At 62.2% G+C, this 21,847-nt stretch carries 21 protein-coding genes; 9 read left to right on the forward strand and 12 right to left on the reverse strand.

Annotated elements, in window-relative coordinates; genetic code table 11:
* Nucleotides 1–11: 11 nt before the first annotated feature.
* From CK910_RS23625 to glpE, 3 genes are read right to left on the reverse strand one after another with little or no spacing between them, the layout of a single operon-like run.
* Nucleotides 12–143: a hypothetical protein gene (locus tag CK910_RS23625; protein ID WP_441296861.1), complete on the reverse strand. Its 132-nt coding sequence runs from the start codon at nt 141–143 to the stop codon at nt 12–14.
* Entirely contained in the window at nt 140–973 is an 834-nt protein-coding gene (gene glpG / locus CK910_RS05055) for a rhomboid family intramembrane serine protease GlpG (protein WP_098984992.1), read from the reverse strand. Before glpG ends, CK910_RS23625 begins: the two co-directional genes overlap by 4 nt.
* Nucleotides 974–1,002: 29 nt before the next feature.
* On the reverse strand, nt 1,003–1,326 hold the full coding sequence (gene glpE / locus CK910_RS05060; RefSeq protein ID WP_043557281.1) for a thiosulfate sulfurtransferase GlpE: 324 nt from the start codon (nt 1,324–1,326) through the stop codon (nt 1,003–1,005).
* Between the two features lie 170 nt (nt 1,327–1,496).
* On the opposite strand from glpE, the gene CK910_RS05065 reads away from it, so the two are divergent.
* Nucleotides 1,497–2,090 carry a LysE family translocator gene (locus CK910_RS05065; RefSeq protein ID WP_098981309.1) on the forward strand — a complete coding sequence of 198 codons (594 nt, stop codon included), beginning with the start codon at nt 1,497–1,499 and terminating at the stop codon, nt 2,088–2,090.
* Here the strand turns inward: CK910_RS05065 and CK910_RS05070 are convergent.
* From CK910_RS05070 to CK910_RS05095, 6 genes are all read right to left on the reverse strand, one after another.
* Nucleotides 2,069–2,911: an AraC family transcriptional regulator gene (locus tag CK910_RS05070; protein ID WP_043557279.1), complete on the reverse strand. Its 843-nt coding sequence runs from the start codon at nt 2,909–2,911 to the stop codon at nt 2,069–2,071. The two genes, CK910_RS05065 and CK910_RS05070, sit on opposite strands and share 22 nt — an antisense overlap.
* Nucleotides 2,912–2,914: 3 nt before the next feature.
* Entirely contained in the window at nt 2,915–3,616 is a 702-nt protein-coding gene (locus CK910_RS05075) for an ABC transporter ATP-binding protein (RefSeq protein WP_098981311.1), read from the reverse strand.
* Between the two features lie 10 nt (nt 3,617–3,626).
* Nucleotides 3,627–4,400: a high-affinity branched-chain amino acid ABC transporter ATP-binding protein LivG gene (gene livG / locus CK910_RS05080; RefSeq protein ID WP_098981313.1), complete on the reverse strand. Its 774-nt coding sequence runs from the start codon at nt 4,398–4,400 to the stop codon at nt 3,627–3,629.
* Nucleotides 4,401–4,497: 97 nt separating this feature from the next.
* Complete coding sequence (locus CK910_RS05085; protein WP_043135809.1) at nt 4,498–5,766, reverse strand: high-affinity branched-chain amino acid ABC transporter permease LivM; 1,269 nt, start codon at nt 5,764–5,766, stop codon at nt 4,498–4,500.
* On the reverse strand, nt 5,766–6,692 hold the full coding sequence (gene livH / locus CK910_RS05090; protein ID WP_042867383.1) for a high-affinity branched-chain amino acid ABC transporter permease LivH: 927 nt from the start codon (nt 6,690–6,692) through the stop codon (nt 5,766–5,768). Before livH ends, CK910_RS05085 begins: the two co-directional genes overlap by 1 nt.
* A gap of 64 nt (nt 6,693–6,756) precedes the next feature.
* Nucleotides 6,757–7,878 carry a branched-chain amino acid ABC transporter substrate-binding protein gene (locus CK910_RS05095; RefSeq protein WP_043135811.1) on the reverse strand — a complete coding sequence of 374 codons (1,122 nt, stop codon included), beginning with the start codon at nt 7,876–7,878 and terminating at the stop codon, nt 6,757–6,759.
* 435 nt (nt 7,879–8,313) lie between these two features.
* On the opposite strand from CK910_RS05095, the gene CK910_RS05100 reads away from it, so the two are divergent.
* Entirely contained in the window at nt 8,314–9,318 is a 1,005-nt protein-coding gene (locus tag CK910_RS05100; RefSeq protein ID WP_098981315.1) for a substrate-binding domain-containing protein, read from the forward strand.
* An 81-nt stretch (nt 9,319–9,399) separates the two neighbouring features.
* Here CK910_RS05100 and CK910_RS05105 read toward each other — a convergent pair whose 3' ends face one another.
* Together CK910_RS05105 and CK910_RS05110 are read right to left on the reverse strand one after the other, a co-directional pair.
* A complete protein-coding gene (locus tag CK910_RS05105) occupies nt 9,400–10,725 on the reverse strand; it encodes a 6-phospho-alpha-glucosidase (protein ID WP_216640176.1) in 1,326 nt (441 codons plus the stop codon).
* Nucleotides 10,722–12,311 carry an alpha-glucoside-specific PTS transporter subunit IIBC gene (locus CK910_RS05110; RefSeq protein ID WP_098981319.1) on the reverse strand — a complete coding sequence of 530 codons (1,590 nt, stop codon included), beginning with the start codon at nt 12,309–12,311 and terminating at the stop codon, nt 10,722–10,724. The genes CK910_RS05105 and CK910_RS05110 overlap by 4 nt, the downstream gene beginning before the upstream one ends.
* 284 nt (nt 12,312–12,595) lie before the next feature.
* Here CK910_RS05110 and CK910_RS05115 point away from each other — a divergent pair, with 284 nt between their 5' ends.
* Nucleotides 12,596–13,303 carry a GntR family transcriptional regulator gene (locus tag CK910_RS05115; protein WP_043135820.1) on the forward strand — a complete coding sequence of 236 codons (708 nt, stop codon included), beginning with the start codon at nt 12,596–12,598 and terminating at the stop codon, nt 13,301–13,303.
* A gap of 103 nt (nt 13,304–13,406) precedes the next feature.
* Here the strand turns inward: CK910_RS05115 and norR are convergent, their stop codons facing one another.
* Nucleotides 13,407–14,936 carry a nitric oxide reductase transcriptional regulator NorR gene (norR, locus tag CK910_RS05120; protein ID WP_098981322.1) on the reverse strand — a complete coding sequence of 510 codons (1,530 nt, stop codon included), beginning with the start codon at nt 14,934–14,936 and terminating at the stop codon, nt 13,407–13,409.
* Nucleotides 14,937–15,106: 170 nt separating this feature from the next.
* On the opposite strand from norR, the gene norV reads away from it, so the two are divergent.
* The 6 genes from norV (at nt 15,107) to CK910_RS05150 (ending at nt 21,817) form a co-directional block, all read left to right on the forward strand.
* On the forward strand, nt 15,107–16,591 hold the full coding sequence (norV, locus tag CK910_RS05125) for an anaerobic nitric oxide reductase flavorubredoxin (RefSeq protein ID WP_098981325.1): 1,485 nt from the start codon (nt 15,107–15,109) through the stop codon (nt 16,589–16,591).
* Nucleotides 16,588–17,754 (forward strand): NADH:flavorubredoxin reductase NorW, encoded by a 1,167-nt coding sequence (gene norW / locus CK910_RS05130; RefSeq protein ID WP_098981328.1) that lies wholly within the window; start codon nt 16,588–16,590, stop codon nt 17,752–17,754. The genes norV and norW overlap by 4 nt, the downstream gene beginning before the upstream one ends.
* A gap of 51 nt (nt 17,755–17,805) precedes the next feature.
* Nucleotides 17,806–18,147, forward strand: a complete 342-nt coding sequence (locus tag CK910_RS05135) for a DUF1971 domain-containing protein (protein ID WP_098981331.1) — start codon at nt 17,806–17,808, stop codon at nt 18,145–18,147.
* 123 nt (nt 18,148–18,270) lie between these two features.
* Nucleotides 18,271–19,488, forward strand: a complete 1,218-nt coding sequence (locus CK910_RS05140) for a 4Fe-4S binding protein (RefSeq protein WP_098981334.1) — start codon at nt 18,271–18,273, stop codon at nt 19,486–19,488.
* Between the two features lie 286 nt (nt 19,489–19,774).
* The gene (locus tag CK910_RS05145) at nt 19,775–21,001 is read left to right on the forward strand and encodes an aromatic amino acid transporter (RefSeq protein ID WP_043135835.1); all 1,227 of its coding nucleotides are present in this window, start codon (nt 19,775–19,777) and stop codon (nt 20,999–21,001) included.
* A 261-nt stretch (nt 21,002–21,262) separates the two neighbouring features.
* Entirely contained in the window at nt 21,263–21,817 is a 555-nt protein-coding gene (locus CK910_RS05150) for a hypothetical protein (RefSeq protein WP_043135890.1), read from the forward strand.
* The last annotated feature ends 30 nt before the right edge of the window (nt 21,818–21,847 follow it).

Consider the following 21,847-nt stretch of genomic DNA (forward strand, 5'->3'; position numbering starts at 1 on the left):
CGGCAACAAACTCAGGCTGGTTTGTGATGGCGATCCAGCCAGCCTTGCAGCAGGCTGGCCAGCAGACACACCAGGTGGGCCATGTTGACTGTGATGCGGCTGCCGAGTGGGTCGAAGAAAACCCGATGACGGCAAGGGGTCAAGCTGGCTGGTGGTGTCTGTCCAGCCAGCCTTGCAGCAGGCCGACCAGCAGACCCACCAGATGGGCCATGTTGGCCGTGCTGGTGCCGAGTAGGTCGAAGAAACCGAGCACCAGCCAGAACAGCATGAAGCCCATCAGCGCCGGTGGCAGTGTGAGGCCACAGGCAGGTTGCAGCTTGCCGCGCAGCCAGCAGTAGCCGAGCAGGGCATAGACAACGCCGGAGAGGCCGCCAAACAGCGGGCCGCTCGCGAAGAACTCGGCGATGTTGGGCAGGGCCGCGCCCACCAGCAGCAGGATCAGCAGCTTGCCGCCGCCGAGGCGCTGCTCTATCTGCCCCCCCAGATACCACCACCACAGCAGGTTGAACACCAGGTGCAGCACCGAGAAGTGGATAAAGGCCGGGGTGAAGTAACGCCACGCCTGCCAGTCGGTGAACTGGGCCAGGGTCGGGTGGAACGCCAGCTCGTCAAAGATCGGCAGGCCTATGGCATTGAGCGCATAGATGGCCAGACAGGCGATGATCACCACCAGGGTCAGCGGCCCCGCCTGATGGAGGAAGTCGGTGACGGGATCCGTCATCCCCTTGCTGTAGTCGATACGGGCATCCGCCCGACCCGACTGCCAGGAGGCCTCCATGTAGCGCGGGTGGGCCGGCTCTGCCAGGAAGCGTTTCACCTCCAGCTGGGCTTGGGCGAGGCGCTGCTCGTCCGCCAGCCAGACCGAGACGCCGAGCTCGGACTGGGTCAGCTCGCACGAGATGCCGAGAGTGGCGAGGTAGTCCACCAGCGCCTGGGCCATGCGGGCGTTGTCGAGCACCAGCAGCTGGATCATGCCGGTTGAGGAGGGCTTGCCCGCCCCTGTCATGCGTCGCCTGCCTGGACGGGGAACTCTTTGCGCCACGCCTCGAAGCCGCCATCCAGGCTGTAGACCTGGTCATAGCCCTGTTGCAGCAGGTACTGGGCCGCGCCCTGGCTGCTGTTGCCGTGATAGCAGATCACTATCACAGGGGTATCGAAATCCACCTCGTCCATAAAGCGAACCAGAGAACCATTCGTAAGGTGGAAGGCGCCGACCGCGTGGGCGGCCTCGAAGGATTGCGGATCGCGAATATCCACGAGGCGGGCTTCACCGGCAGCGATCTTCTGGTGGGCATCATGGGCACTGATATGGGCAAACTGGTCCATTAACATGTCCTGTGAATAGGTGATTGTGGGTCAGTTTACCGCAAGCGTGCGTCCGTGCTAAGCCCGCAATGTGTCGGCTCGTCCCGCCGGAGGAGATCGCAATTTTCTTCAATATCGGCGCCAGGCTCATGGGTAGGGTAAGGATTCAACACCTTCAACGAGTGTCATCCATGGAAATGAGTCTGCTGTTGTCCATGGCCGGGTTTGCCCTGGCCATGTCCATCTCTCCCGGCCCGGTCAATCTGGTCGCCCTCGGTGCGGGGGCGCAATATGGTTTTCGCGCCAGCCTGCGCCATGTGGTGGGGGCCACCCTGGGCTTCATCCTGCTATTGCTGCTGATGGGGCTGGGCCTGGGGGCCGCCTTGTCGCACTGGCCAGTGGCGCTCAGCGGCATCCGCTGGGGAGGCATCCTCTTTCTCTGCTATCTGGCCTGGTTGCTGATGACGGACAAGGGAGAACTGAAGCGTGAGGGCGCCACCCCACCCGCCTTTTTATACGGCGCCCTGATGCAGTGGCTCAATCCCAAGGCCTGGCTGGCGGCCAGCATGGGCATGGGAGCCTATGGGGCCGTGGGCAATGTGGGTCAGACGATATGGTTCACCAGCCTCTATCTGGTGATCTGTCTTGCTTCCATCGCCTGCTGGGCTTATGTCGGCAGCTGTCTGCAGGAAGCCCTGCTCGCACCTCGCCGTCTGCGCTGGTTCAACCGCGGTATGGCGATGCTGCTGTTGCTCAGCGTTGGCTATCTTGTGCTGGAGCGCTGAGGGAGGCACTGGTATTGGCCCGGAGTCGCGGCGACCAGCCGCTTGAACTGGCGCTGGAAGTGGGCCTGATCGGCGAAGCCCGTCGCCAGCGCCACCTCGACCAGGGGGCGCCCCTGAACGAGCAGGGCACGGGCATGGCGAATGCGCTGGTTGAGCAGGTAGGCGTGAGGGGTCATGCCGTAATGGCGGCTGAAGGCGCGCACGAAGTGAGACGGGGTCAGACCGGCGACTGTGCTCAGGTGCTGCAAGGTGAGGGGGCTGGCGTACTCGTCCTGCATCAGCTCGGCGGCGCGCCTCAGATGCAGGGGCGGGCGCGCGTCCCATCTGGCGGGGGTGAGCCTGGCCAGCAGCTGGTGGCTGAACAGATGGCAGGCCACCTCCTTGGCGAGGCGATCCTGGCGGTCATCCTGCAGGGTGCGATAGAGGTGTTGCAAGCGGGCATACAGCAGGGGATCCCGGCTGGCCGTCATGTCGAAGGGGCGAAAATGGGCCCCCAGTCCGGCTTCCTCCTGCTGGCTGCGCAGCCAGTCGGTATCGAGGTAGAACATCAGATAGGACCAGGGCTGGTCTGCGATGGGGTTGCAGGCGTGCACCTCTTCCGGGTTCATCAGCACCAGGGAGCCCGAGCCGACCTCCTGTCTGCTGCGCTGGTTGAGGTAGTGGCTGTGGCCGCCGGTGATGGCGCCGATGGAGAAGTGGGCGTGGCTGTGCTTGTCGTAACAGACGCGGCGGCCATCCTGCACCGCCCGCGCCTCTATGAAGGGCAGGGCCGGATCGCGCCAGAACAGGTGGCGATCCCGCTCGGCACCGGCCCTGCTCATGGGTTAACCACCCAGGTAGGCCTGCCGTACTGCGGGGTTGGCCAGCAGGGCGGCCCCCGTGTCTTGCAGCACCACGTGGCCGTTCTCCAGCACATAGCCCCGATCGGCCAGCTTGAGCGCCTGGTTGGCGTTCTGCTCCACCAGGAAGATGGTCATCCCCTTCTGGCGCAGCTGCTCTATGGTGTCGAAGATCTGCTGGATGACGATGGGGGCCAGCCCCAGCGAGGGTTCATCCAGCAGCAGCAGGCGCGGCTTGCTCATCAGGGCGCGGCCTATGGCCAGCATCTGCTGTTCGCCGCCGGACATGGTGCCGGCGCGCTGTTGCAGCCGCTCGTGCAGGCGCGGGAACAGGGTGAACACCTGATCCAGCAGGCCGTGCTGCTCCTCCTTGTCGACGAAGAAGGCGCCCATCAGCAGGTTCTCCTCCACCGTCAGGCGGGCGAAGATTCGGCGCCCCTCCGGCACCACGGCGATATCCTTGCGCATGATGCGGGCCGTGGTGAGGGAGCTTATCTGCTCCCCCTCGAACCAGATGCTGCCGCTGCTGGGCTTGGGCTCGCCGCACAGTGTCATCAGCAAGGTGGTCTTGCCGGCGCCGTTGGCACCTATCAGGGTGACGATTTCCCCCTCTTTCACTTCGACGCTGACGTCGTGCAGCGCCTGAATTTTGCCGTAGTGGGTCGATACGTTGCGAAGTTCTAACATCTTTTTGTCCTTACGACTCGCCCAGATAGGCCTTGATCACGGCCGGATTGTTGCGGATCTCATCCGGCTTGCCGTGGGCCAGCGGGGTGCCCTGATTGACCACGAAGATGCGGTTGGAGATCCCCATCACCAGCTTCATGTCGTGTTCGATAAGCAGGACGGAGACACCAAACTCGTCCCGCAGGCTGATGATCAGCTCGTTCAGCTCATCTGTCTCGTGCGGGTTGAGGCCGGCGGCCGGCTCGTCCAGCATCAGCAGATCGGGCCGGGTCGCCATGCAGCGGGCGATCTCGAGCCGGCGTTGCTGGCCATAGGCCAGGTTGCCGGCGGCGCGATTGGAGAGATCCTTGAGGCCCACCTTCTCCAGCCAGAAGGCGGCGTGTTCCAGCCCCTCCTGCTCGGCACGGCGAAAGGCCGGGGTCTTGAACAGGCCGGCGATGAAACTGGTGTTGAGGTGGCGATGCTGGGCCACCAGCAGGTTCTCAACCGCCGTCATGTCCTTGAACAGCCGCACGTGCTGGAAGGTGCGCACTATTCCCTTGCGGGCGATGAGGTGACCGGGCAGCCCCTGGATCTCTTCACCCTTGTAGCGAATGGTGCCGCCGCTCGGGCGATAGAAGCCGGTCAGGCAGTTGAAGACTGTGGTCTTGCCCGCGCCGTTGGGGCCTATGATGGAGATCACCTCCCCCTTGTCCACGTCCAGTTTGACGCCGTTGACCGCCAACAAACCGCCGAAGTGCATCGACAGATCAGAGACTTCCATTAACTTCTGATTGGCACTCATTTTTTCAGCCCCCGATTCAAGGTGGAGCAAGTCACCGCCAGCAATCCGGCCAAATAGCGCATCGATAAATCAGAGACTTCTAACAACGTCTGATTGCTCATTTTTGTAGCTCCAGGTGAGGTCTGGTCATCGGCAGCAGTCCCTGTGGCCGCCAGATCATCATGAACACCATCAGCAGACCGAACATCAGCATGCGGTACTCGTTGAATTCACGGGCCAGCTCCGGCAGTACCGTCATCACTATGGCGGCCAGCACCACCCCGATCTGGGAGCCCATGCCCCCCAGCACCACGATCGCAAGGACGATGGCCGACTCGATGAAGACGAAGGACTCCGGGCTGATGAAGCCCTGGCGCGAGGCGAAGAAGCTGCCGGCGAAGCCAGCGAAGCAGGCGCCTATGGTGAAGGCGGTCAGCTTGATGATGGTGGGGTTGAGCCCCAGCGACTTGCAGGCGATCTCGTCCTCCCGCAGCGCTTCCCAGGCGCGGCCCAGCGGCATGCGCAGCAGGCGGTTGATGACGAACAGGGTGGCCACCACCAGCACCAGCGCCATCAGGTAGAGGAAGATCACCTTGTGGTTGGCGTTGTAGGCGATGCCGAAGAAGTCGTGGAAGGTGCCAAAACCCCCGTCCTTGACGGTGCGGTTGAACTCCAGTCCGCCCAGCGTCGGTTTGGGAATGCCGGAGATGCCGTTCGGGCCGCCGGTGAGGCTGGTCATGTTGTTGAGCAGGATGCGGATGATCTCGCCAAAGCCCAGGGTGACTATGGCCAGATAGTCCCCCCGCAGCCGCAGCACCGGGAAGCCGAGCAGGAAGCCGAAGGTGGCTGCCGTCAGGCCGGCGATGGGCAAGCACTCCCAGAAGCTCAGGCCGAAGTAGGTGTTGAGCAGGGCATAGCTGTAGGCGCCGACCGCGTAGAAGCCGACGTAGCCCAGATCCAGCAGACCGGCCAGACCCACCACCACGTTCAGGCCTAGCCCCAGCATGATGTAGATCAGGGTGAGGGTGGCGAGATCGATGGCGCCTCGCGAGGCCATGAAGGGCCAGCTCACCGCAAACAACAGCACCAGCACGGCGGTGAGGTTATAGAGCTTGGGTGCCTCTTCCGGGCTGGGCAGCACCAGCTTGGTGAAGCCGATGGAGAAGCCGCTGATGGAGCCTTTGAACAGCCGGCTGATCTGGCCGCGCAACATCTGGAACCAGAACACCAGGGCGGCACCGCCCACCAGCCAGGCCAGCGACACGTCGAGGCGGCTGACTACCAGCAAACGGGTGCCGTCGGTCTCGAGTTTGAAGCCGAGCAGCCAGAAGGAGAGCACCAGCAATACCAGGCTGGCGATACAGGCGTGAATGAATTGGCGTTTCATCAGACTTTCTCCACTTCCGGTCGGCCCAGAATGCCGGTGGGCATAAACAGCAAGACGCCGATCAGCAGGGCGAAGGCCATCACATCCTTGTACTCGGTGCTGAGATAGCCGGCGGTGAGTGCTTCCACCACCCCCAGCAGCAGGCCGCCCAGCACCGCGCCAGGAATGCTGCCGATGCCGCCCAATACCGCAGCGGTAAAGGCTTTCAGACCGGCCATGAAGCCGAGATAGGGGTTGATGACGCCGTAATACATGCCGAGCAGCACGCCCGCGACGGCGGCCAGGGTGGCCCCCAGCACGAAGGTGATGGAGATGACCACATGGGTGTCTATCCCCAGCAGGTTGGCCATCTTGATGTCTTCCGAACAGGCGCGGCAGGCACGGCCCATGCGGGAGCGGCCGATGAACTGGGTCAGCGCCAGCATGGTGATGAAGGTCACCACGAAGATGATGAGCTGCATGTAGGAGAGGCTGGCCTGGAAGCCGTCTTCGGCGCCCAGGGTCCAGCCCCCGGAGATCAGGGTGGGCATGGCGATATCGCGCGAGCCCTGTGCCATTCGCATCATGTTCTGCAGGAAGATCGACATGCCGATGGCGGAGATGAGGGGGATGAGGCGGTTGCCGCCCCGCAGCGGGCGATAGGCGACCCGCTCTATGGTCCAGCCATAGGTTCCCGTGATGATGATGCTGACCAGGAAGGCGCCTCCCAGCAGCAGGAAGGTGCTGTCGATGCCCATCATGGCGAGCCCGGCCATCACCATAAAGGCGACATAGGAGCCGATCATGTAAACCTCGCCGTGGGCGAAGTTGATCATGCCGATGATGCCATAGACCATGGTGTAGCCGATGGCGATCAACGCATAGGTGCTGCCTATGGTTAACCCGTTCAGCAGCTGCTGAACCAGGTAAAGGAGGTGTTCGGACATACTGCGATCCCTGTACTTGCCCGCAAAGAAAGGAGGGGTGACTCATGTCACCCCGACCGGCAGATTATTTGACTTGAGTGGAGGTACCGTCGGCGTGCCACTGGAACACACCGAATTCAAAGCCTTTCAGGTCACCACTCGGCGCCCAGCTCAAGGTGCCCATGACGGTATCGATCGGCGTGGCCTTGATGGCGGCGGCGACCGCAGCCGGGTCATCCTCACCCGCCTTGGCGATACCGGCAGCCAGGGTCTGTACCGCCGCATAGGTGGTCCAGACGAAGGGGCCTGAGGAGTCCTGACCCTTGGCCTTGAACGCCGCTACCAGCGGGGCGTTGGTCGGCACCAGATCGTACTTGTTCGGCAGGGTCACCAGCAGACCTTCGGAAGCCGGGCCACCGATGGCGGAGATGTCCTTGTTGCCTACCCCTTCCGGACCCATGAACTTGGCCTTCAGACCCTTCTCGCCAGCCTGACGCAGGATCAGACCCAGCTCGGGGTGGTAGCCGCCGTAGTAGACGAAATCGACGTTCTCTTTCTGCAGCTTGGCGATCAGGGCGGAGAAGTCCTTGTCACCGGCTGTGATGCCTTCGAACGCCACCACTTTCACGCCGGCCTTGTCCAGGGATGCCTTCACGCTGGTGGCGATGCCTTCACCGTACTGCTTCTTGTCGTGGATGACGGCCACGCGCTTGGGCTTGACCTGCTCGATGATGTACTTGGCGGCGGTCGGACCCTGGTCGCTGTCCAGACCTATGGTACGCAGCACCAGCTGATAGCCGCGCTCGGTGATCTTGGGGTTGGTGGAGGCAGGGGTGATCATCAGCACGCCTTCATCTTCATAGATGTCGGAGGCGGGCAGGGTGTTGTCGGAGCAGAGGTGGCCGACCACGAACTTGACGCCGTCGTTGATCACCTTGTTGGCGACCGCCACGGCCTGCTTGGGATCGCAGGCATCGTCATAGATGACGGCTTCGATCTGCTTGCCTGCGATACCGCCAGCCTTGTTGATCTGCTCGACCGCCATCTTGCCGCCGGTGAACTGCATGTCACCGTACTGGGCGACCGGGCCTGTGACCGGGCCGGCGATGCCGATCTTGATGGTGTCAGCCGCGTTGGCGATGGATATCGATCCAAACAGAGCCAAAGAAACCGCTGCGCTTACTGTGATTTTGCTCAACTTATGCATTGATTCGTCCCTTAATCAGTGGATTGTTTCATTTTCCGTGTGCCATTCCGGGCCGGGATCCCGCCAGTCCGGTAATAGGTATGGTTCTATCATTCCTCGCTGGGCAATAACAAGCTGTTAAAGATACTAACCAGAGTGGGTGGGATAGTGCTTTTTTGAAACAAATAGCTAATTTCAAATGCCATTGTAGACATTAATACTGATTTGTTCAGTTAACATCTTCACAACAAGGTGTGCTGGTGACAAATGGCAGATGAAAAAACTGACGATATTTTACCCTGACACTGCTCCCATTTTGACCAAAATCCGTTTGCGCAAATAGAAATGAGCGCCTAGATTAGCCAGCATTGACAATTCATTGGCAGTGCCTGTTAAAACCAAGCCTTTATTCGGGAAATCTGCTAATGTTCCGCTTTTGATCTTCAGGAGACAGAGATGGCCACTATCAAGGATGTCGCTTCCCGTGCAGGCGTATCCATCTCCACCGTCTCACATGTACTCAATCACACCCGTCGGGTCAGCGAAGATGCAACCCAAAAAGTGCTTGAGGCGGTGGCAGAACTCAACTACGCGCCCAACTCGGTAGCGCGCAGCCTCAAGATAAACTCAACCAAAACCATAGGCATGCTGGTTACCACCAGTGCCAACCCCTTCTTCGCGGAAGTGGTGCAAGGGGTGGAGGCGTACTGTTTCGAACAGGGTTACAGCCTGATCCTGTGCAACACCGAAAACCAGCCGCCCCGCCAGCAGCATTACCTGAGAATGCTGATGGAGAAGCGGGTCGACGGCCTGCTGGTGCTGGGAACCGATATCGACACCCCGCTGCGCGACATGCTGCGCATCCACAAGAATGTGCCGCAGGTGGTGCTGGATTGGGGCACAGAGTGCGATTTTGCCAACGTGATCAATGACAACGCCCGCATAGGCGCGCGTCTGGCGGTACGCCATCTGCTGGAGCAGGGTCATAAAGAGATCGTCTGCATCACCGGCCAGCTCTCCAAGCCGACCACCCAGCAGCGGCTGGACGGGGTGCGCGACGCCTTGGGCGAGCATGGCCTGATCCTGAAGGACGAGCAGATCTTCGAAGGGGATTACGAGAGCCAGAGCGGTTTCGATGCCATGCAGCGCATCCTGGCCCTCACGCCTCGCCCGACGGCTGTGTTCGCCTTCGATGATCCCATGGCCATCGGCGCCATCTGCGCCGCCTGGGAAGCCGGGGTCAAGGTGCCGGACGACATATCCATGATCGGCTATGACGACGTGGAAATGGCGCGCTTCTCCAGCCCGCCGCTCACCACTATTCGCCACCCCAAGGCCGAGCTCGGCCTGCTGGCGGTGAAACATCTGGTGAGCCGGATCCGCAACAAGGCGCTGGAAGTCGAGTCCATGACGGTAGAGCCCGAGCTTATCGTCCGCCGTTCGGTCAAATCCCTGCGCTGACCGCCACGCTGTATTGCACGGCGATAGTCGGCACCACGAAAAACCCCCTCGTCACCGAGGGGGTTTTTGTTTATGGGCAATTTATTGCAGCGGCGGCCAGTAATCCTTGTTGGCGGCCACCAGGTCATCCAGGATGGCCTTCGCCACCGAGGCGCTGGGCACCGTCTTGGACAGGGTGATCGCCTGCCACAGCTTCTGGTAGGAGCGTTCGACCCAGGCTTCCACCACCAGCTTCTCGACCGCTACCTGCTGGCCCATCAGGCCCTGCTGGAACAGGGGAATATTGCCGACCTGCAAGGGCTCAGGCCCGCTGCTGCCCACCAGACAGGGGATCTCGACCATGGCCTCGGGGTCGAAGTTGCTGATGGCGCCCCGGTTCGGGACTATCAGCAGCATCCGCTCCTGGGTGTTGAAGGCGATGGCGGTGGCCAGGTCCACTATATAGGAGGCGTGCTCGTCGATCTCCAGCTCGCCTGCCTCCGAATGACCCGCCTTGACGATGGCGCGGCAGGCGCTGAATACCTGCTTCTCGCGGTGCTCCATCACCTCGTTGGCGCGGGTATGCTCAGGGTTGGCATGGGCCACCACATAGTCAGGGTAGAGGTAGTACTTGAGATAGGTGTTGGGCAGGGTATCCGGATCGAGCGCCCACACATCCCTGGCCTTGGCGAAGGTATCGTTCCAGCTTGCTTCGGCATGGCTGGCGCTGTTGGGCACATAGCCGTGGCGGGCGACGTGTTCCTTGATCTTCGGCATCAGGTCGTTGCCTGCCAGATCCTCGATGCGGGTCCACCAGCCGAAGTGGTTGAGACCGTAGTAGCGTACCCGCATCTCTTTGCGTGACTTGAGGCCGGCGATCTGGGCCATGCGCCCCTCGATCCCGATCGGCATGTCGCAGATGTTGAGGATTTTGGCGTTGGGACGCAGGCGACGGGTTGCCTCCGCCACTATGGCGGCCGGGTTGGAGTAGTTCAGCATCCAGGCGTTGGGGGAGTACTGCTCCATGTAGTCGACCAGCTCCAGTACGCCGCCGATGGAGCGCATGCCGTAGGCGATGCCGCCTGGACCACAGGTCTCCTGACCGACCACGCCGTGACGCAGGGGGATCTTCTCGTCCTGCTCGCGCATGGGGTATTTGCCGACCCGGATGTGGGCCATGACAAAATCCACCTCGCTGAAGGCCGCCTTGGGATCGGTACCGTAGCTGAAGGCAATCTCGGGTGCCTTCTCTTTCAGCAGTATCCTGCATGCCTCGGCGATGACTTCCTGGCGGGCACCATCGTTGTCATAGAACTTGATCTCCTTGAGCGGGAAACGATGCTGGTTCTCCAGCAGCATGAGGACGATACCCGGTGTGAAAGTGCTGCCGCCGCCGGCGATGACTACAGAGAATTTTTTCATGATCATGACTCCGTTACGAAAGAAGAGGATTGAGTGGGGTTGTTCATTATCGATTCCATATTTTCACGTACCTGAGGCACATGCAGACCTATGATTATTTGAATGCTGTCGCCATGACGAACCACCCCATGGGCACCCAGTTGTTTGAATATGTCATCTGCCGCAACCTGGCTGGAATTTATCAGCGATATTCTTAATCGGGTGGCGCAATTATTCAGGCTTCTTATGTTTTTGCTGCCGCCGAGTGCCTCGATAATTTGCTCTGCAATATCACAGCCTCGTTGCTGTTTGGCGGCCTGATAATCGGCCTTGGAATACAGCTTTATTTCGCTGTCTTCCCGCCCCGGGGTTTTCAAATTGAATCTCAGAATGAGACTCCTGAATATCAGGAACCAGAGTCCGGTAAACACCAGGCCTATGGCTATCTGGGTAAACATCATGCCGGCATGGTTGTGGAACATGGGGATCCAGTTCTGCGGCAGGAACTGGTCGAGCAGGCCGCCGCCCATGTTGCCGACGACACCGAACAGGTACATGACTGTGGCCATGGTGGCGGCCAGCAGGGCATGGATGGCAAACAGCAGTGGCGAGATGAAGAGGAAGGTGAATTCAAGCGGCTCTGTGATGCCCACCAGCATGGCGGTCAGGGTCGCCGGGATCAGCAGACCGGCCACCTTGGCCTTGTTTTCACGGGCTGCAGTGGCGTAGATGGCCAGGGCAATCCCCATGGCACCGAAGATCTTGGAGTTGCCGTGCAGTGCGAAGCCACCCTGGGGGAACAGTTCGATGAGCGGACGCGTGCTCTGGCTGAACTCCTGCAGATGCTGGGCCCAGTAGAGCTGGATGCCGCCTTCCACCGCGGCCGGGCCGAAGATGAAGGGGCCATAGATGAAGTGATGCAGTCCGGTCGGGATCAGGATGCGCTCGAGGAAGGTGTAGACCCAGACACCGAGCGGGCCCGAGATCAGCATGAACTCCTGCAGGGAGGCGATGCCCATCTGTACCTTGGGCCACCCCAGCAGGGTCAGCCAGGCACAGGGGATCATGAGGAAGAAGGCAATGATGGTGACAAAGGAGCTGCCCTGAAAGATGCCGAGAAAGACGGGCAGCTGCCGATCAAACAGCCGGTTGTGCAGGGCGGTGACTATACCCGAGATGGCGATGGCTCCTATGATGCTGGTGTCCAGCGTCTTGATCCCGGCGACCATGGCCAGGCCGCTTTCGCCGCCGACCGCCTGATTGAAATCGACCCCGAAATAGTCGCCCCAGGTCATCCCCATGGCATTGATGAAATAATTCCAGGTCATGAAGCTGACCAATACGGAGAGACAGGCTCGTGCCTGCGCCTTATTTGCCAGCCCAATCGGTAAACCGATGGCAAATATAAGCGGCATGTTTCTGAATACGGTCCAGCCACCTTCTTCAATAATATGTACTATTTGAAAAAACAACCCTTGCGGGTTTGCCAGCGCCTCTCCCACGAACATGGGATTTTTCAGCATGATTGCAATGCCCACTACCATACCTGCAAATGGAAACAGTAGTACAGGAGTAAACATTGCTCCGCCAAAGCGTTGAATTTGACTGAGCATATATTGTCCCTTTATTAAGAGAGTTTTTGATAGGGTGTTGTTTGTGTTGCTGAATTGAACCTAACAACAATGGGTCAAGCCCTCATGAAATATGTGGTGGTTATGTGATCCGGCGCATGCTCTTATTTAGACAAAGAGATCTAAATTTTGAGATATTGTTGTACATCTTGTTTTTGTGACGTTCTTGTCGGTTTATTTGAATTTAAAGTTGTTTATTTTCAATTGGTTGGGCCTGAAGCCCCTGAATGAGGAGGCCGCGGGTACAGGCTGGGAGAGGTCTAGCAGTGATCTATAAATCGGTGGCGGATCGGTTGCGTATCCGGGTCAATGGCGCGGATTGCCGGGTGGGGGACGTATTGCCGAGCGAGAAGATGCTGGCGAGCCAGTTCGGCGTGTCACGCATGACGGTGCGCAAGGCAGTGGACATGCTGATCGAGTGGGGGCTGGTGGCGCGGCGCCACGGCAGCGGCACCTATGTGACCAAGAAGGATGTCCAGCATGAGACCAAGGGGCTGAGCGGCTTTACCGAGCTGATGCGCGATCAGGGCCGGGAGCTCACCAGCCAGGTGCTGGAGTTTCGTACCATGCCGGCCCCACCGGCGATTGCCAGCCAGCTCAGGGTCAAGGTGAACGAACCCGTCTACTACTCCAGCCGGGTGCGTTCTGTGGATGGCCGGGCCCTGCTGCTGGAGGAGAGCTACATGCCGGTGCGGCTGTTTCGCACCCTGTCGGTGGCCCATCTGGAGGGCTCCAAGTTTGCCTACATCGAGAACGAGTGCCAGCTCCCCATCGCCGGCAACTACGAGAGCTTCAGCGCCGTGCTGGCCGACCGGCAGATGGCCGAGCTGCTGCATATCGAGCAGGGGGCGCCCATCCTGCGGTTGACCTCCCTCTCTTATGGCGAGAACGGGGAGTTTCTCAACTACTCCATCATGTTCCGCAACGCCAACGACTATCACGTCGACTACCACCTGCGCCGTGCCCGCGACTGAATCTGCCGCCGATGGACCATGCTGCGGCCCCGGTCATCGCACAGGCACCACGAAAAACCCCCTCGTCACCGAGGGGGTTTTTGTTTGTGGGGTGTCGCCAGCATCAGGCCTTGAGCCCGAGCCGTCTGGCGAGCCGGTGCAGGTTGCCGCCGTCCAGCTCAAGCGCCCGGGCGGTGGCGGCCCAGTTGCCCTGCTGGGCCGCCAGGGTCTGCTCGATCAGCTGGAGCTGGAAGGCATCGGTAGCCGTGCGCAGTCCAATGCCAGCTGTCATCTGCTGCGCTGCCTGTTCCACAGGGATGCGACTGGATGAGGGGGCGCCGGTGGCCGCCAGGTTGAAGTGGTGGCAATCCAGCGCGGGGGCCTGACTGCCCTGTTCGGCCCGCGCCAGCACGGCGGCCCTGTGGATGGCGTGCTCCAGCTCCCGCACGTTGCCCGGCCAGTCGTAGCTGGCGAGCAGTTGCAGCGCCCTGGGCTGGATGCGCAGCCGCTCCAGCCCCAGGCTGACCCGGCAGCGTTCGCAAAAATAACCGGCAAGCAGGGGTATGTCGTCCGGTCGCTCCCGCAGCGCCGGGGCGTGGATCGGGAAGACGCTCAGACGGTGGTAGAGATCGCTTCGAAACTGCCCCTCGACCACCGCCTGTTTCAGATCCCGGTTGGTGGCGGCCAGGATGCGCACGTTCACCTTGAGCGGGGTGTCGTCACCGATGCGCTGCAGATCGCCGTATTGCAGCACCCGCAGCAGCTTGGCCTGCAGCGGCAGGGAGAGCTCGCCGATCTCGTCCAGGAACAGGGTGCCCTTGTCGGCCAGCTCGAACTTGCCCGCCCGGTTGTGAATGGCGCCGGTGAAGGCCCCCTTCACGTGGCCGAACAGCTCGCTCTCCGCCACCGATTCCGGCAGGGCGGCGCAGTTGAGATAGACCAGGGGCGCGCTGGCGCGGGGTGAACCCTGATGCACCGCCTTGGCGATCAGTTCCTTGCCGACCCCCGTCTCCCCCAGGATCAGCACGTTCAGCTCCGAGCTCGCCACCACGGCTATCTCATGGCGCAGCCGCTCCATGGCGGGGGAGCGGCCTATCATCTCGGGCTGGCCCGGCCCATTCTGGCTGGAGGGAGCGAGGGGTTCGCTGCTCTGGCGGGCGAGGCGCTCCAGCAACAGGGCGTTGCTGAGGGCGGCCGCCGCCAGGGCGCCCACCAGCCGCAGTTCCTCGTCGCTGATGCCGTCGAACTGGGTCGGATTCATGCCGTCTATGGTCAGGGCGCCGATGAGCGTCTGATCCGAAAACAGTGGCAGGCCGACGCAGGCGTGCACCCTGAAGTCGTCGTGATCCGGGATCAGGCCGTCATAGGGGTCGGGCAAGTTGCTGTCGGCGGGGAAGCGTACCACGTCGCCGGCCCGGGCTATGGCCTCCATGCGCGGATGGTCCGCCAGCGCGAAGCGGCGGCCCAGCACGTCCTGCATCAGGCCGTCGATGGCCAGCGGGATGAACTGGCCCCCCTCGTAGCGCAGCAGGGCCGAGGCGTCCGAGTGCAGCAGGCTGCGCACGCTCTGGATCAGGCGGTGGAACCTGTCCTGATGGGAGATGCCGAGTTGCAGGTCGAGGGCGATGCGCGCCAGGCTGTCGGTCGAGATCACGGCGATTGTCCAAATGACATGTGTTTGTGATTTTGACTATATAGATCTGATGTCTAAATGACAATGTAAGATGTTGTTATCAAGTAAAAACAATGGGTTACATGTTGGCACGTCAACTGCAATAGTCCGTTCAGTCGCACATTCGCTATTGCATTCTAAGGAACAACTTGATGAGCATTCACGTCAAAAACAACATTCACTGGGTCGGCCAACGGGACTGGGAGGTGCGCGACTTCCACGGCACCGAGTACAAGACCCACAAGGGCACCAGCTACAACAGCTATCTCATCCGCGAAGGGAAGAACGTACTGATCGACACCGTCGATCACAAGTTCAGCCGGGAGTTCGTGCAGAACCTGGCGGCGGAGATCGATCTCGCTTCCATCGACTTCGTGGTGATCAACCACGCCGAGGAGGATCACGCCGGCGCCCTGACCGAGCTGATGGCCCGCATCCCTGGCACCCCCATCTACTGCACCCACAACGCCATCGACTCGATCACAGGTCATCATCATCATCCAGAGTGGAACTTCCACCCGGTCAAGACAGGGGACAGCCTGGACATAGGCAACGGCAAGCAGCTGGTCTTTATCGAGACCCCCATGCTGCACTGGCCCGACAGCATGATGACCTACATGACTGAGGACGCCGTGCTCTTCTCCAACGACGCCTTCGGCCAGCACTACTGCGACGAGCACCTGTTCAACGACGAGGTGGATCAGACCGAGCTGATGGAGCAGTGCCAGCGCTACTACGCCAACATACTGACCCCCTTCAGCCCGCTGGTGACCGCCAAGATCAAGGAAGTGCTCGGCTTCAACCTGCCGGTGAGCATGGTGGCCACCTCCCACGGCATCGTCTGGCGCGAGGACCCCACCCAGATCATCCTGAAATACCTGGAGTGGGCCGACCACTATCAGGAAGACCGCATCACATTGTTCTACGACTCCATGTCCAACAACACCCGCATGATGGCGGACGCCATCGCCCAGGGCATCCACGAGGTGGACCCGGGCGTGGCGGTGAAGATCTTCAACGTGGCCCGCCACGACAAGAACGAGATCCTGACCCAGGTATTTCGCTCCAAGGGCATTCTGGTGGGCTCCTCCACCATGAACAACGTCATGATGCCCAAGGTGGCGGGCATGCTCGAAGAGATCACCGGCCTGCGCTTTCGCAACAAGCGCGCCTCGGCCTTCGGCAGCTACGGCTGGACCGGCGGCGCCGTGGACCGCATCCAGACCCGGCTGATGGATGCGGGTTTCGACATCAGCATCTCCCTCAAGGCCAAGTGGCGCCCGGATGGTTCGGCCCTGGCCGACTGCCGCGAGCACGGCCGCCAGCTGGCCCGCCAGTGGGCGCTGCACCCGCTCGAGGCACCCCGCCCGATCATCACAAATAACGCCGCAGTGACGGCGCCCGTGATCGAGGTGCCGGTTGCGCGTGTCGCCACCCCGGCCGCCAGCACGCTGGACGATGAGCAGAGCATGCTCTGCGTCGTCTGCCAGTGGGTCTATGACCCGGCACTGGGCGAGCCGGATCAGCTGGTGGCACCGGGCACTCCCTGGGCCCAGGTGCCTGACAGCTTCCTCTGCCCCGGCTGCGGCATCGGCAAGGAGGTATTCGAACCCTGCGCCGTGGAGGCCTGTGTATGAACGCTGCAACCCTGAATGAGGCCGGCATCAGCCGGGAAATCGTGGTGATCGGCAGCGGCTTCGCCGCCCAGCAGCTGGTCAAGAGCCTGCGCAAGCTGGATGGTGAGCAGCCCATCCGCCTCATCACGGCCGACAGCGGCGACGAGTACAACAAGCCGGACTTGAGCCACGTGGTGAGCCGGGGCTGCGCCGCCGCGGCCATGACCCGGCAGAGCGGCAGCGACTTTGCCGAGCAGCAACGCATCGCGCTGCTGCCCCATTGCCCCGTGCTGGGTATAGATCCCGCCCGGCGCACCCTGTTGACCTCGCAGGGCAGCTTCCCCTACGGCCAGCTGGTGCTGGCCACCGGCGCCAGCGCGGCGCGCCCAGAGATACCGGGAAGCGAGCATCTGGTGACCCTCAACAGCCAGCAGGAGTACGCCGCCGCCGAGGGGCTAATCCAGCAGGCCCGCCGCATCCTGGTGCTGGGGGCCGGCCTCATCGGCTGCGAGCTGGCGATGGACATGGCGAGCGATGGTCGCGAGGTCACCCTGCTGGATCTGGCCGACAGCCCGCTCAGCGCCCTGTTGCCGGCCGCCCTGACCCAGCCGCTGCAACAGGCGCTGCGCAGTCAGGGGGTCAGCCTGCAATTCGGGCTGGGTATCGCCAGGATAGACGCCCAGCCCGGCGACGGCTGGCGGGTGACCCTGACCGATGGCAGCACCAGCGAGCAGGATCTGGTGATCGCCGCGATCGGCCTGCGGCCGAATCTGGCCCTGGCCCGGGGGGCCGGGCTCGACGTGGAGCGCGGCATCCTGGTCGACGACAACTTGCAGACCAGCGATCCCCATATCTTCGCACTGGGTGATTGCGTGCAGTGGCGGGGCCAGCTGCTCCCCTTCCTGCAACCAATCGTGCTGGGGGCCAATGCGTTGGCGCGTACTCTGCTTGGCACGCCAACCCCGCTGACCCTGCCGCCCATGCTGGTGAAGGTGAAAACGCCGCGTTATCCCTTGCAGCTGGCGGGCCGCACCAAGGGCGAGGATCTCGCCTGGCAGTGCCGCTGGAACAGCCACGGCATGGTGGCCGAGGCGCACGGCGAAGATGGCGAGCTGTGCGGCTTCGTGGTGGGGGGCGATCAGATGAGCGCCGCCTTCCCGCTGCTGCGTCAGTTGCCCCGTTGATCCACTTTATCGATTGAGGCCGGGCCGACCGGCACTCTTAGGAGAATGTCTATGTCACTGCACCTTATTCCTACCCACTGGGTGGTGCGTCGCTCCACTCCCTTCTTCACCCGCCAGAGCGTGCCACAGGCTCTGCTCACCCATCACAACACGGCAGCCGGCGTCTTCGGTCAGCTCTGCGTGATGGAGGGTACCGTCACCTATCACGGCTTTGCCGACGAGCAGGCCGAGGAGCCTGAGATAAGCCTGGTGATCCATGCCGGCCAGTTTGCCACCAGCCCGCCCCAGTACTGGCACAGGGTCGAGCTGTCGGAGGATGCCCGCTTCAACATCCACTTCTGGGCCGAGCAGGTCGAATCGGACCAGCCGCTGTTCAACAGCCGCAAGGCATAAGGTTCAACCCTAGCCAGGGGCATTGGGCGCGAATGTCCCCCTCTGCCCATGCAGATCAAAATAATCAATTCAGATGTTCGTTATCCTGCCCCCTTATCCGAATGAGTGCTATGAGGGAGATGCATGAGCCTGATTGAAGCGATGACCATGGTGGCTGGCCTGGTCTATCTGGCCCTGTTGGGGTGGCAGGCGCGCACCGGTTGGCAGTGGCGTCTTGCCCTCGGCCTGCTGGGCCTGATCTGGCTGGTGGCGGCGGACAGCCTGCTCTGGTTCGCGCTGGGGCTGGTGGTCGTCGCGCTTGCCCTCTGGCACCACCGGCGGCCGCTGCCCGCCCTCGAGACGCTCGACAGCCAGTGGTTGCGGGCGCGCACACGCCAGCTGCTGCTGCTCTGCTGGGGGCTGGTGACTGTGCAGTACGGCATCCATATCTGGCAGCTGGGGCAGGGGGAGACCCCCTGGCTGGTGCGCCCGGACGTGGTGGACGGCTTCCTGCCCATCGCCGGCGGGCTCGGGCTGCGGGCCTGGCTCAGTCAGGGCATAGTGGATCCCCATCATCCGGCAGCCACCATCACTGTACTGGTGCTCTGCCTGTCGGCCCTGCTGCTGGGGCGGGCCTTCTGCGCCTGGTTCTGCCCGCTCGGGCTGGTGGGCGAGTGGCTGCACGGCCTGCGCAGCCGATGGATAGTGGGGGAGTGGACGCCGCCGCGCTGGCTCGATGCCGTGCTGCGTTCTCAGAAGTTTCTGGTGCTGGCTTTCCTGCTGTTTATCGTGCTGGTCGCGGTGCCGGGCGCCGCCCTGCCCGGCTACTTCACCAGCCCCTACCATCAGGCGGCGGACATGAAGATGGGGGCCTTCTTCTTCAACCTGACCCTGATTTCGGGCCTGTGTCTGGGCTGGGTGCTGCTGCTCACCGCCACCTTCCGCCAGGGCTTCTGCCGCTACCTCTGCCCCTACGGCGCCTGGCTGTCTTTACTCGGCCTGCTGACACCGCTGCGCATTCGGCGTGACCCGGCCCGCTGCCTGCGAAGTGCTGGCCATGACTGCGACAAGTGCAGCCGGGCCTGTCCCTCCCGCATCCAGGTGCACCAGCTGATCGCGGTGCGCAGCCTGGAGTGCACCAGTTGTATGAGCTGCATCACCGCCTGCCCCAAGCGGGCCGATGCGCTGCACCTTGGCAGCAAGGCGCGCAGGCTTGAGCCCCGCCAGCTGCTGGGTTTGCTCTGCCTGCTGTTGTTGATATTGCCGCTGCTCTCCTACGGCCTGCTGGGTATCTGGGTCAGCCAGACGCCGCTGGCGGATCGCGCCCAGCTGCTGCAGCTGTTGCCGCAACTGGCTCATTGAATGCCGATGCGCCAGTTGCAGGCTGTCTGCTAAGGGCCCACCGGGCAGCCTGAAGATGCACCCGCATTTGATACCTGAGGGGTAGCAGGGTAAAGTCCCTTCCCCGACATGGCGGCCCTGCTGCCGTGTCGGGCCGGCAGCCCGCCTTAACCACCTTGCTTCGCTTTCGAAGCAACAAGCACTGGGCGCCGGCACATAGATGAGCGCGATCTACCATGACAACCGGCGTAGCAAATGCAACGGTCCGCGGTCGCGACCAGATCCACAATCGTCTTTGGAGAAGTAAATGGGACAGAAACCATCTTTGGTGGGCGGGGCATGCATCATTGCCGGCGTCTGTGTAGGAGCCGGCATGCTGGGCTTGCCGAGTGCCGGGGCGGGCGCCTGGACCATCTGGTCGGTGCTGGCCATCACCCTGACCATGGTGGTGATGACGGTGTCCGGCTGGATGCTGCTGGAGTCCTATCAGGGCTACCCGCTGCGCGTGTCGTTCGATACCGTCACCCGCGAACTGCTGGGGGACAAGGTCAACGTCCTCAACAACCTCACCGTCTACTTTGTCGGCGGCATACTGCTCTACGCCTACATCACCTCGGCCGGCCTCATCATAGATGGCATGACCGGCATCGGCAGCCACTGGGGATCCATCCTGTTCACCCTGGGCTTCTCCGGCCTGGTGTGGCACTCCACCCGGGCGGTGGATCGCATCTCAGTGGTGCTGGTCATCGCCATGGGGCTGAGCTTCGTGTTCGGCATCTCGGGCCTGTCGCTCAACATCAAGCCGACCCTGCTGTTCGATACACTGAGCCAGCACGCCAGCTATGCCCCCTATGCCCTGGCCATGCTGCCGGTGGCGCTCACCTCGTTCGGCTATCACCATTCGGTGTCGTCCATGCGCGCCTACTACGGTGAGGAGCGCCGCGCCCGTTACGCCATCCTCGGCGGCACCGCCATAGCGCTGCTGTTCTACCTCATCTGGCTGGTGAGCGTGTTCGGCAACCTGCCGCGCAGCGAGTTCGGACCCGTGGTGGCCCAGGGCGGCAACGTCGACGTGCTGCTCAAGGCGCTGGCCTCGGTGATAGAGTCGGAGGCCGTCTCCAGCGCCCTCAACCTCTTCTCCATGGCAGCCATCCTCTCCTCCTTCATCGGGGTGGGTCTGGGGGTGTTCGACTATCTGGCGGATCTGTTCAAGTTCGACAACGGCCGCGGTGGCCGCGCCAAGTCGTGGGCGGCCACCTTCCTGCCGCCGCTGCTGCTCTCCCTGCTGTTCCCGTTCGGCTTCCTGATGGCCATCGGCTACGCGGGTGCCGTGGCGACGCTCTGGACCTGCATCATACCGGCCCTGCTGGCCTGGAAGGTGCGCGCCGGCAAGGGCGAGCAAGGCGGCAAAGGCGATGGCTTCCGCGCGCCGGGCGGCCTGCCGATGATAGTGGGCGTCTTGCTGTTCGGTGTGCTGACCGCCCTCTTCCATCTGCTCAACATGGCGGGTCTGCTGCCGGTCTACATGGGCTAGTTTTTTGTCCTCACCCTATGACAAGGCGCCCGGGTGGCGCCTTGTTTTTTGCGCCATCCGGCGCAGGGAGCTGGAGGGACTATAGTCAGACAGATGACGTCGGCGGCCCACCGCACGCCCCCGGGCTGCGACCCCATGGCGCCACCTTCCGATCACCCGTCCCCCACCAGACAGCTGCTGCCCGGCAGCACGGCCGCCATGGTAGTCAGGCCGCGCGTGATCTATCCAATCAACCGGGAGACAGACGTTATGTGCAAGCACATGTCCACCCTTGGAGCACTCGCGGCCATCACCCTGGCCGGCCTGGTGCAGGCCGAAGAGATGGCCGGCGCTGCGGCGATGACGGACGAGGCGATGATCACCAGCGCCATGGCGGCGGCCCCCACCAGGGTCGGTGCCGGCGCCACCATTGTCGCCATGGGCGCCGATGGCAAGATGCGTACCCTGCGGGAAGGCAGCAACGGTTTTACCTGCATGCCCGACAACCCGGCCACGCCGGGGCCGGACCCCATGTGCATGGATGCGGCGGCGATGGCCTGGGCTCACGCCTGGATCGGCCATCAGACCCCGCCCAAGGGCAAGATCGGCTTTATGTACATGCTCAAGGGTGGCACCGATGCCAGCAACACAGATCCTTACGCCACCCAGCCCACCACCAGCAATCACTGGTTGCAGACCGGGCCCCACGTGATGGTTGTCGGGGCGGATGACGCCTTCTACGATCAGTACCCGAAAGGTGCCGCTCCTGACACCTCGATACCCTATATCATGTGGTCTGGCACCCCCTACCAGCACCTGATGGCGCCGGTGGAGTAAGGCGTTCCGTGCAATGGGGTCGGTGCGGCT

The organism is Aeromonas sp. CA23 (assembly GCF_002587065.1).
Taxonomy (GTDB): domain Bacteria; phylum Pseudomonadota; class Gammaproteobacteria; order Enterobacterales; family Aeromonadaceae; genus Aeromonas; species Aeromonas bestiarum.

Coding starts and splice junctions, on each gene's coding strand:
- glpG (WP_098984992.1), bottom strand. CDS start 973: ATGATCCAGCTGCTGGTGCTCGACAACGCCCGCATGGCCCAGGCGCTG.
- glpE (WP_043557281.1), bottom strand. CDS start 1,326: ATGGACCAGTTTGCCCATATCAGTGCCCATGATGCCCACCAGAAGATC.
- CK910_RS05065 (WP_098981309.1), top strand. CDS start 1,497: ATGGAAATGAGTCTGCTGTTGTCCATGGCCGGGTTTGCCCTGGCCATG.
- CK910_RS05070 (WP_043557279.1), bottom strand. CDS start 2,911: ATGAGCAGGGCCGGTGCCGAGCGGGATCGCCACCTGTTCTGGCGCGAT.
- CK910_RS05075 (WP_098981311.1), bottom strand. CDS start 3,616: ATGTTAGAACTTCGCAACGTATCGACCCACTACGGCAAAATTCAGGCG.
- livG (WP_098981313.1), bottom strand. CDS start 4,400: ATGAGTGCCAATCAGAAGTTAATGGAAGTCTCTGATCTGTCGATGCAC.
- CK910_RS05085 (WP_043135809.1), bottom strand. CDS start 5,766: ATGAAACGCCAATTCATTCACGCCTGTATCGCCAGCCTGGTATTGCTG.
- livH (WP_042867383.1), bottom strand. CDS start 6,692: ATGTCCGAACACCTCCTTTACCTGGTTCAGCAGCTGCTGAACGGGTTA.
- CK910_RS05095 (WP_043135811.1), bottom strand. CDS start 7,878: ATGCATAAGTTGAGCAAAATCACAGTAAGCGCAGCGGTTTCTTTGGCT.
- CK910_RS05100 (WP_098981315.1), top strand. CDS start 8,314: ATGGCCACTATCAAGGATGTCGCTTCCCGTGCAGGCGTATCCATCTCC.
- CK910_RS05105 (WP_216640176.1), bottom strand. CDS start 10,725: ATGATCATGAAAAAATTCTCTGTAGTCATCGCCGGCGGCGGCAGCACT.
- CK910_RS05110 (WP_098981319.1), bottom strand. CDS start 12,311: ATGCTCAGTCAAATTCAACGCTTTGGCGGAGCAATGTTTACTCCTGTA.
- norV (WP_098981325.1), top strand. CDS start 15,107: ATGAGCATTCACGTCAAAAACAACATTCACTGGGTCGGCCAACGGGAC.
- norW (WP_098981328.1), top strand. CDS start 16,588: ATGAACGCTGCAACCCTGAATGAGGCCGGCATCAGCCGGGAAATCGTG.
- CK910_RS05135 (WP_098981331.1), top strand. CDS start 17,806: ATGTCACTGCACCTTATTCCTACCCACTGGGTGGTGCGTCGCTCCACT.
- CK910_RS05140 (WP_098981334.1), top strand. CDS start 18,271: ATGAGCCTGATTGAAGCGATGACCATGGTGGCTGGCCTGGTCTATCTG.
- CK910_RS05145 (WP_043135835.1), top strand. CDS start 19,775: ATGGGACAGAAACCATCTTTGGTGGGCGGGGCATGCATCATTGCCGGC.
- CK910_RS05150 (WP_043135890.1), top strand. CDS start 21,263: ATGTCCACCCTTGGAGCACTCGCGGCCATCACCCTGGCCGGCCTGGTG.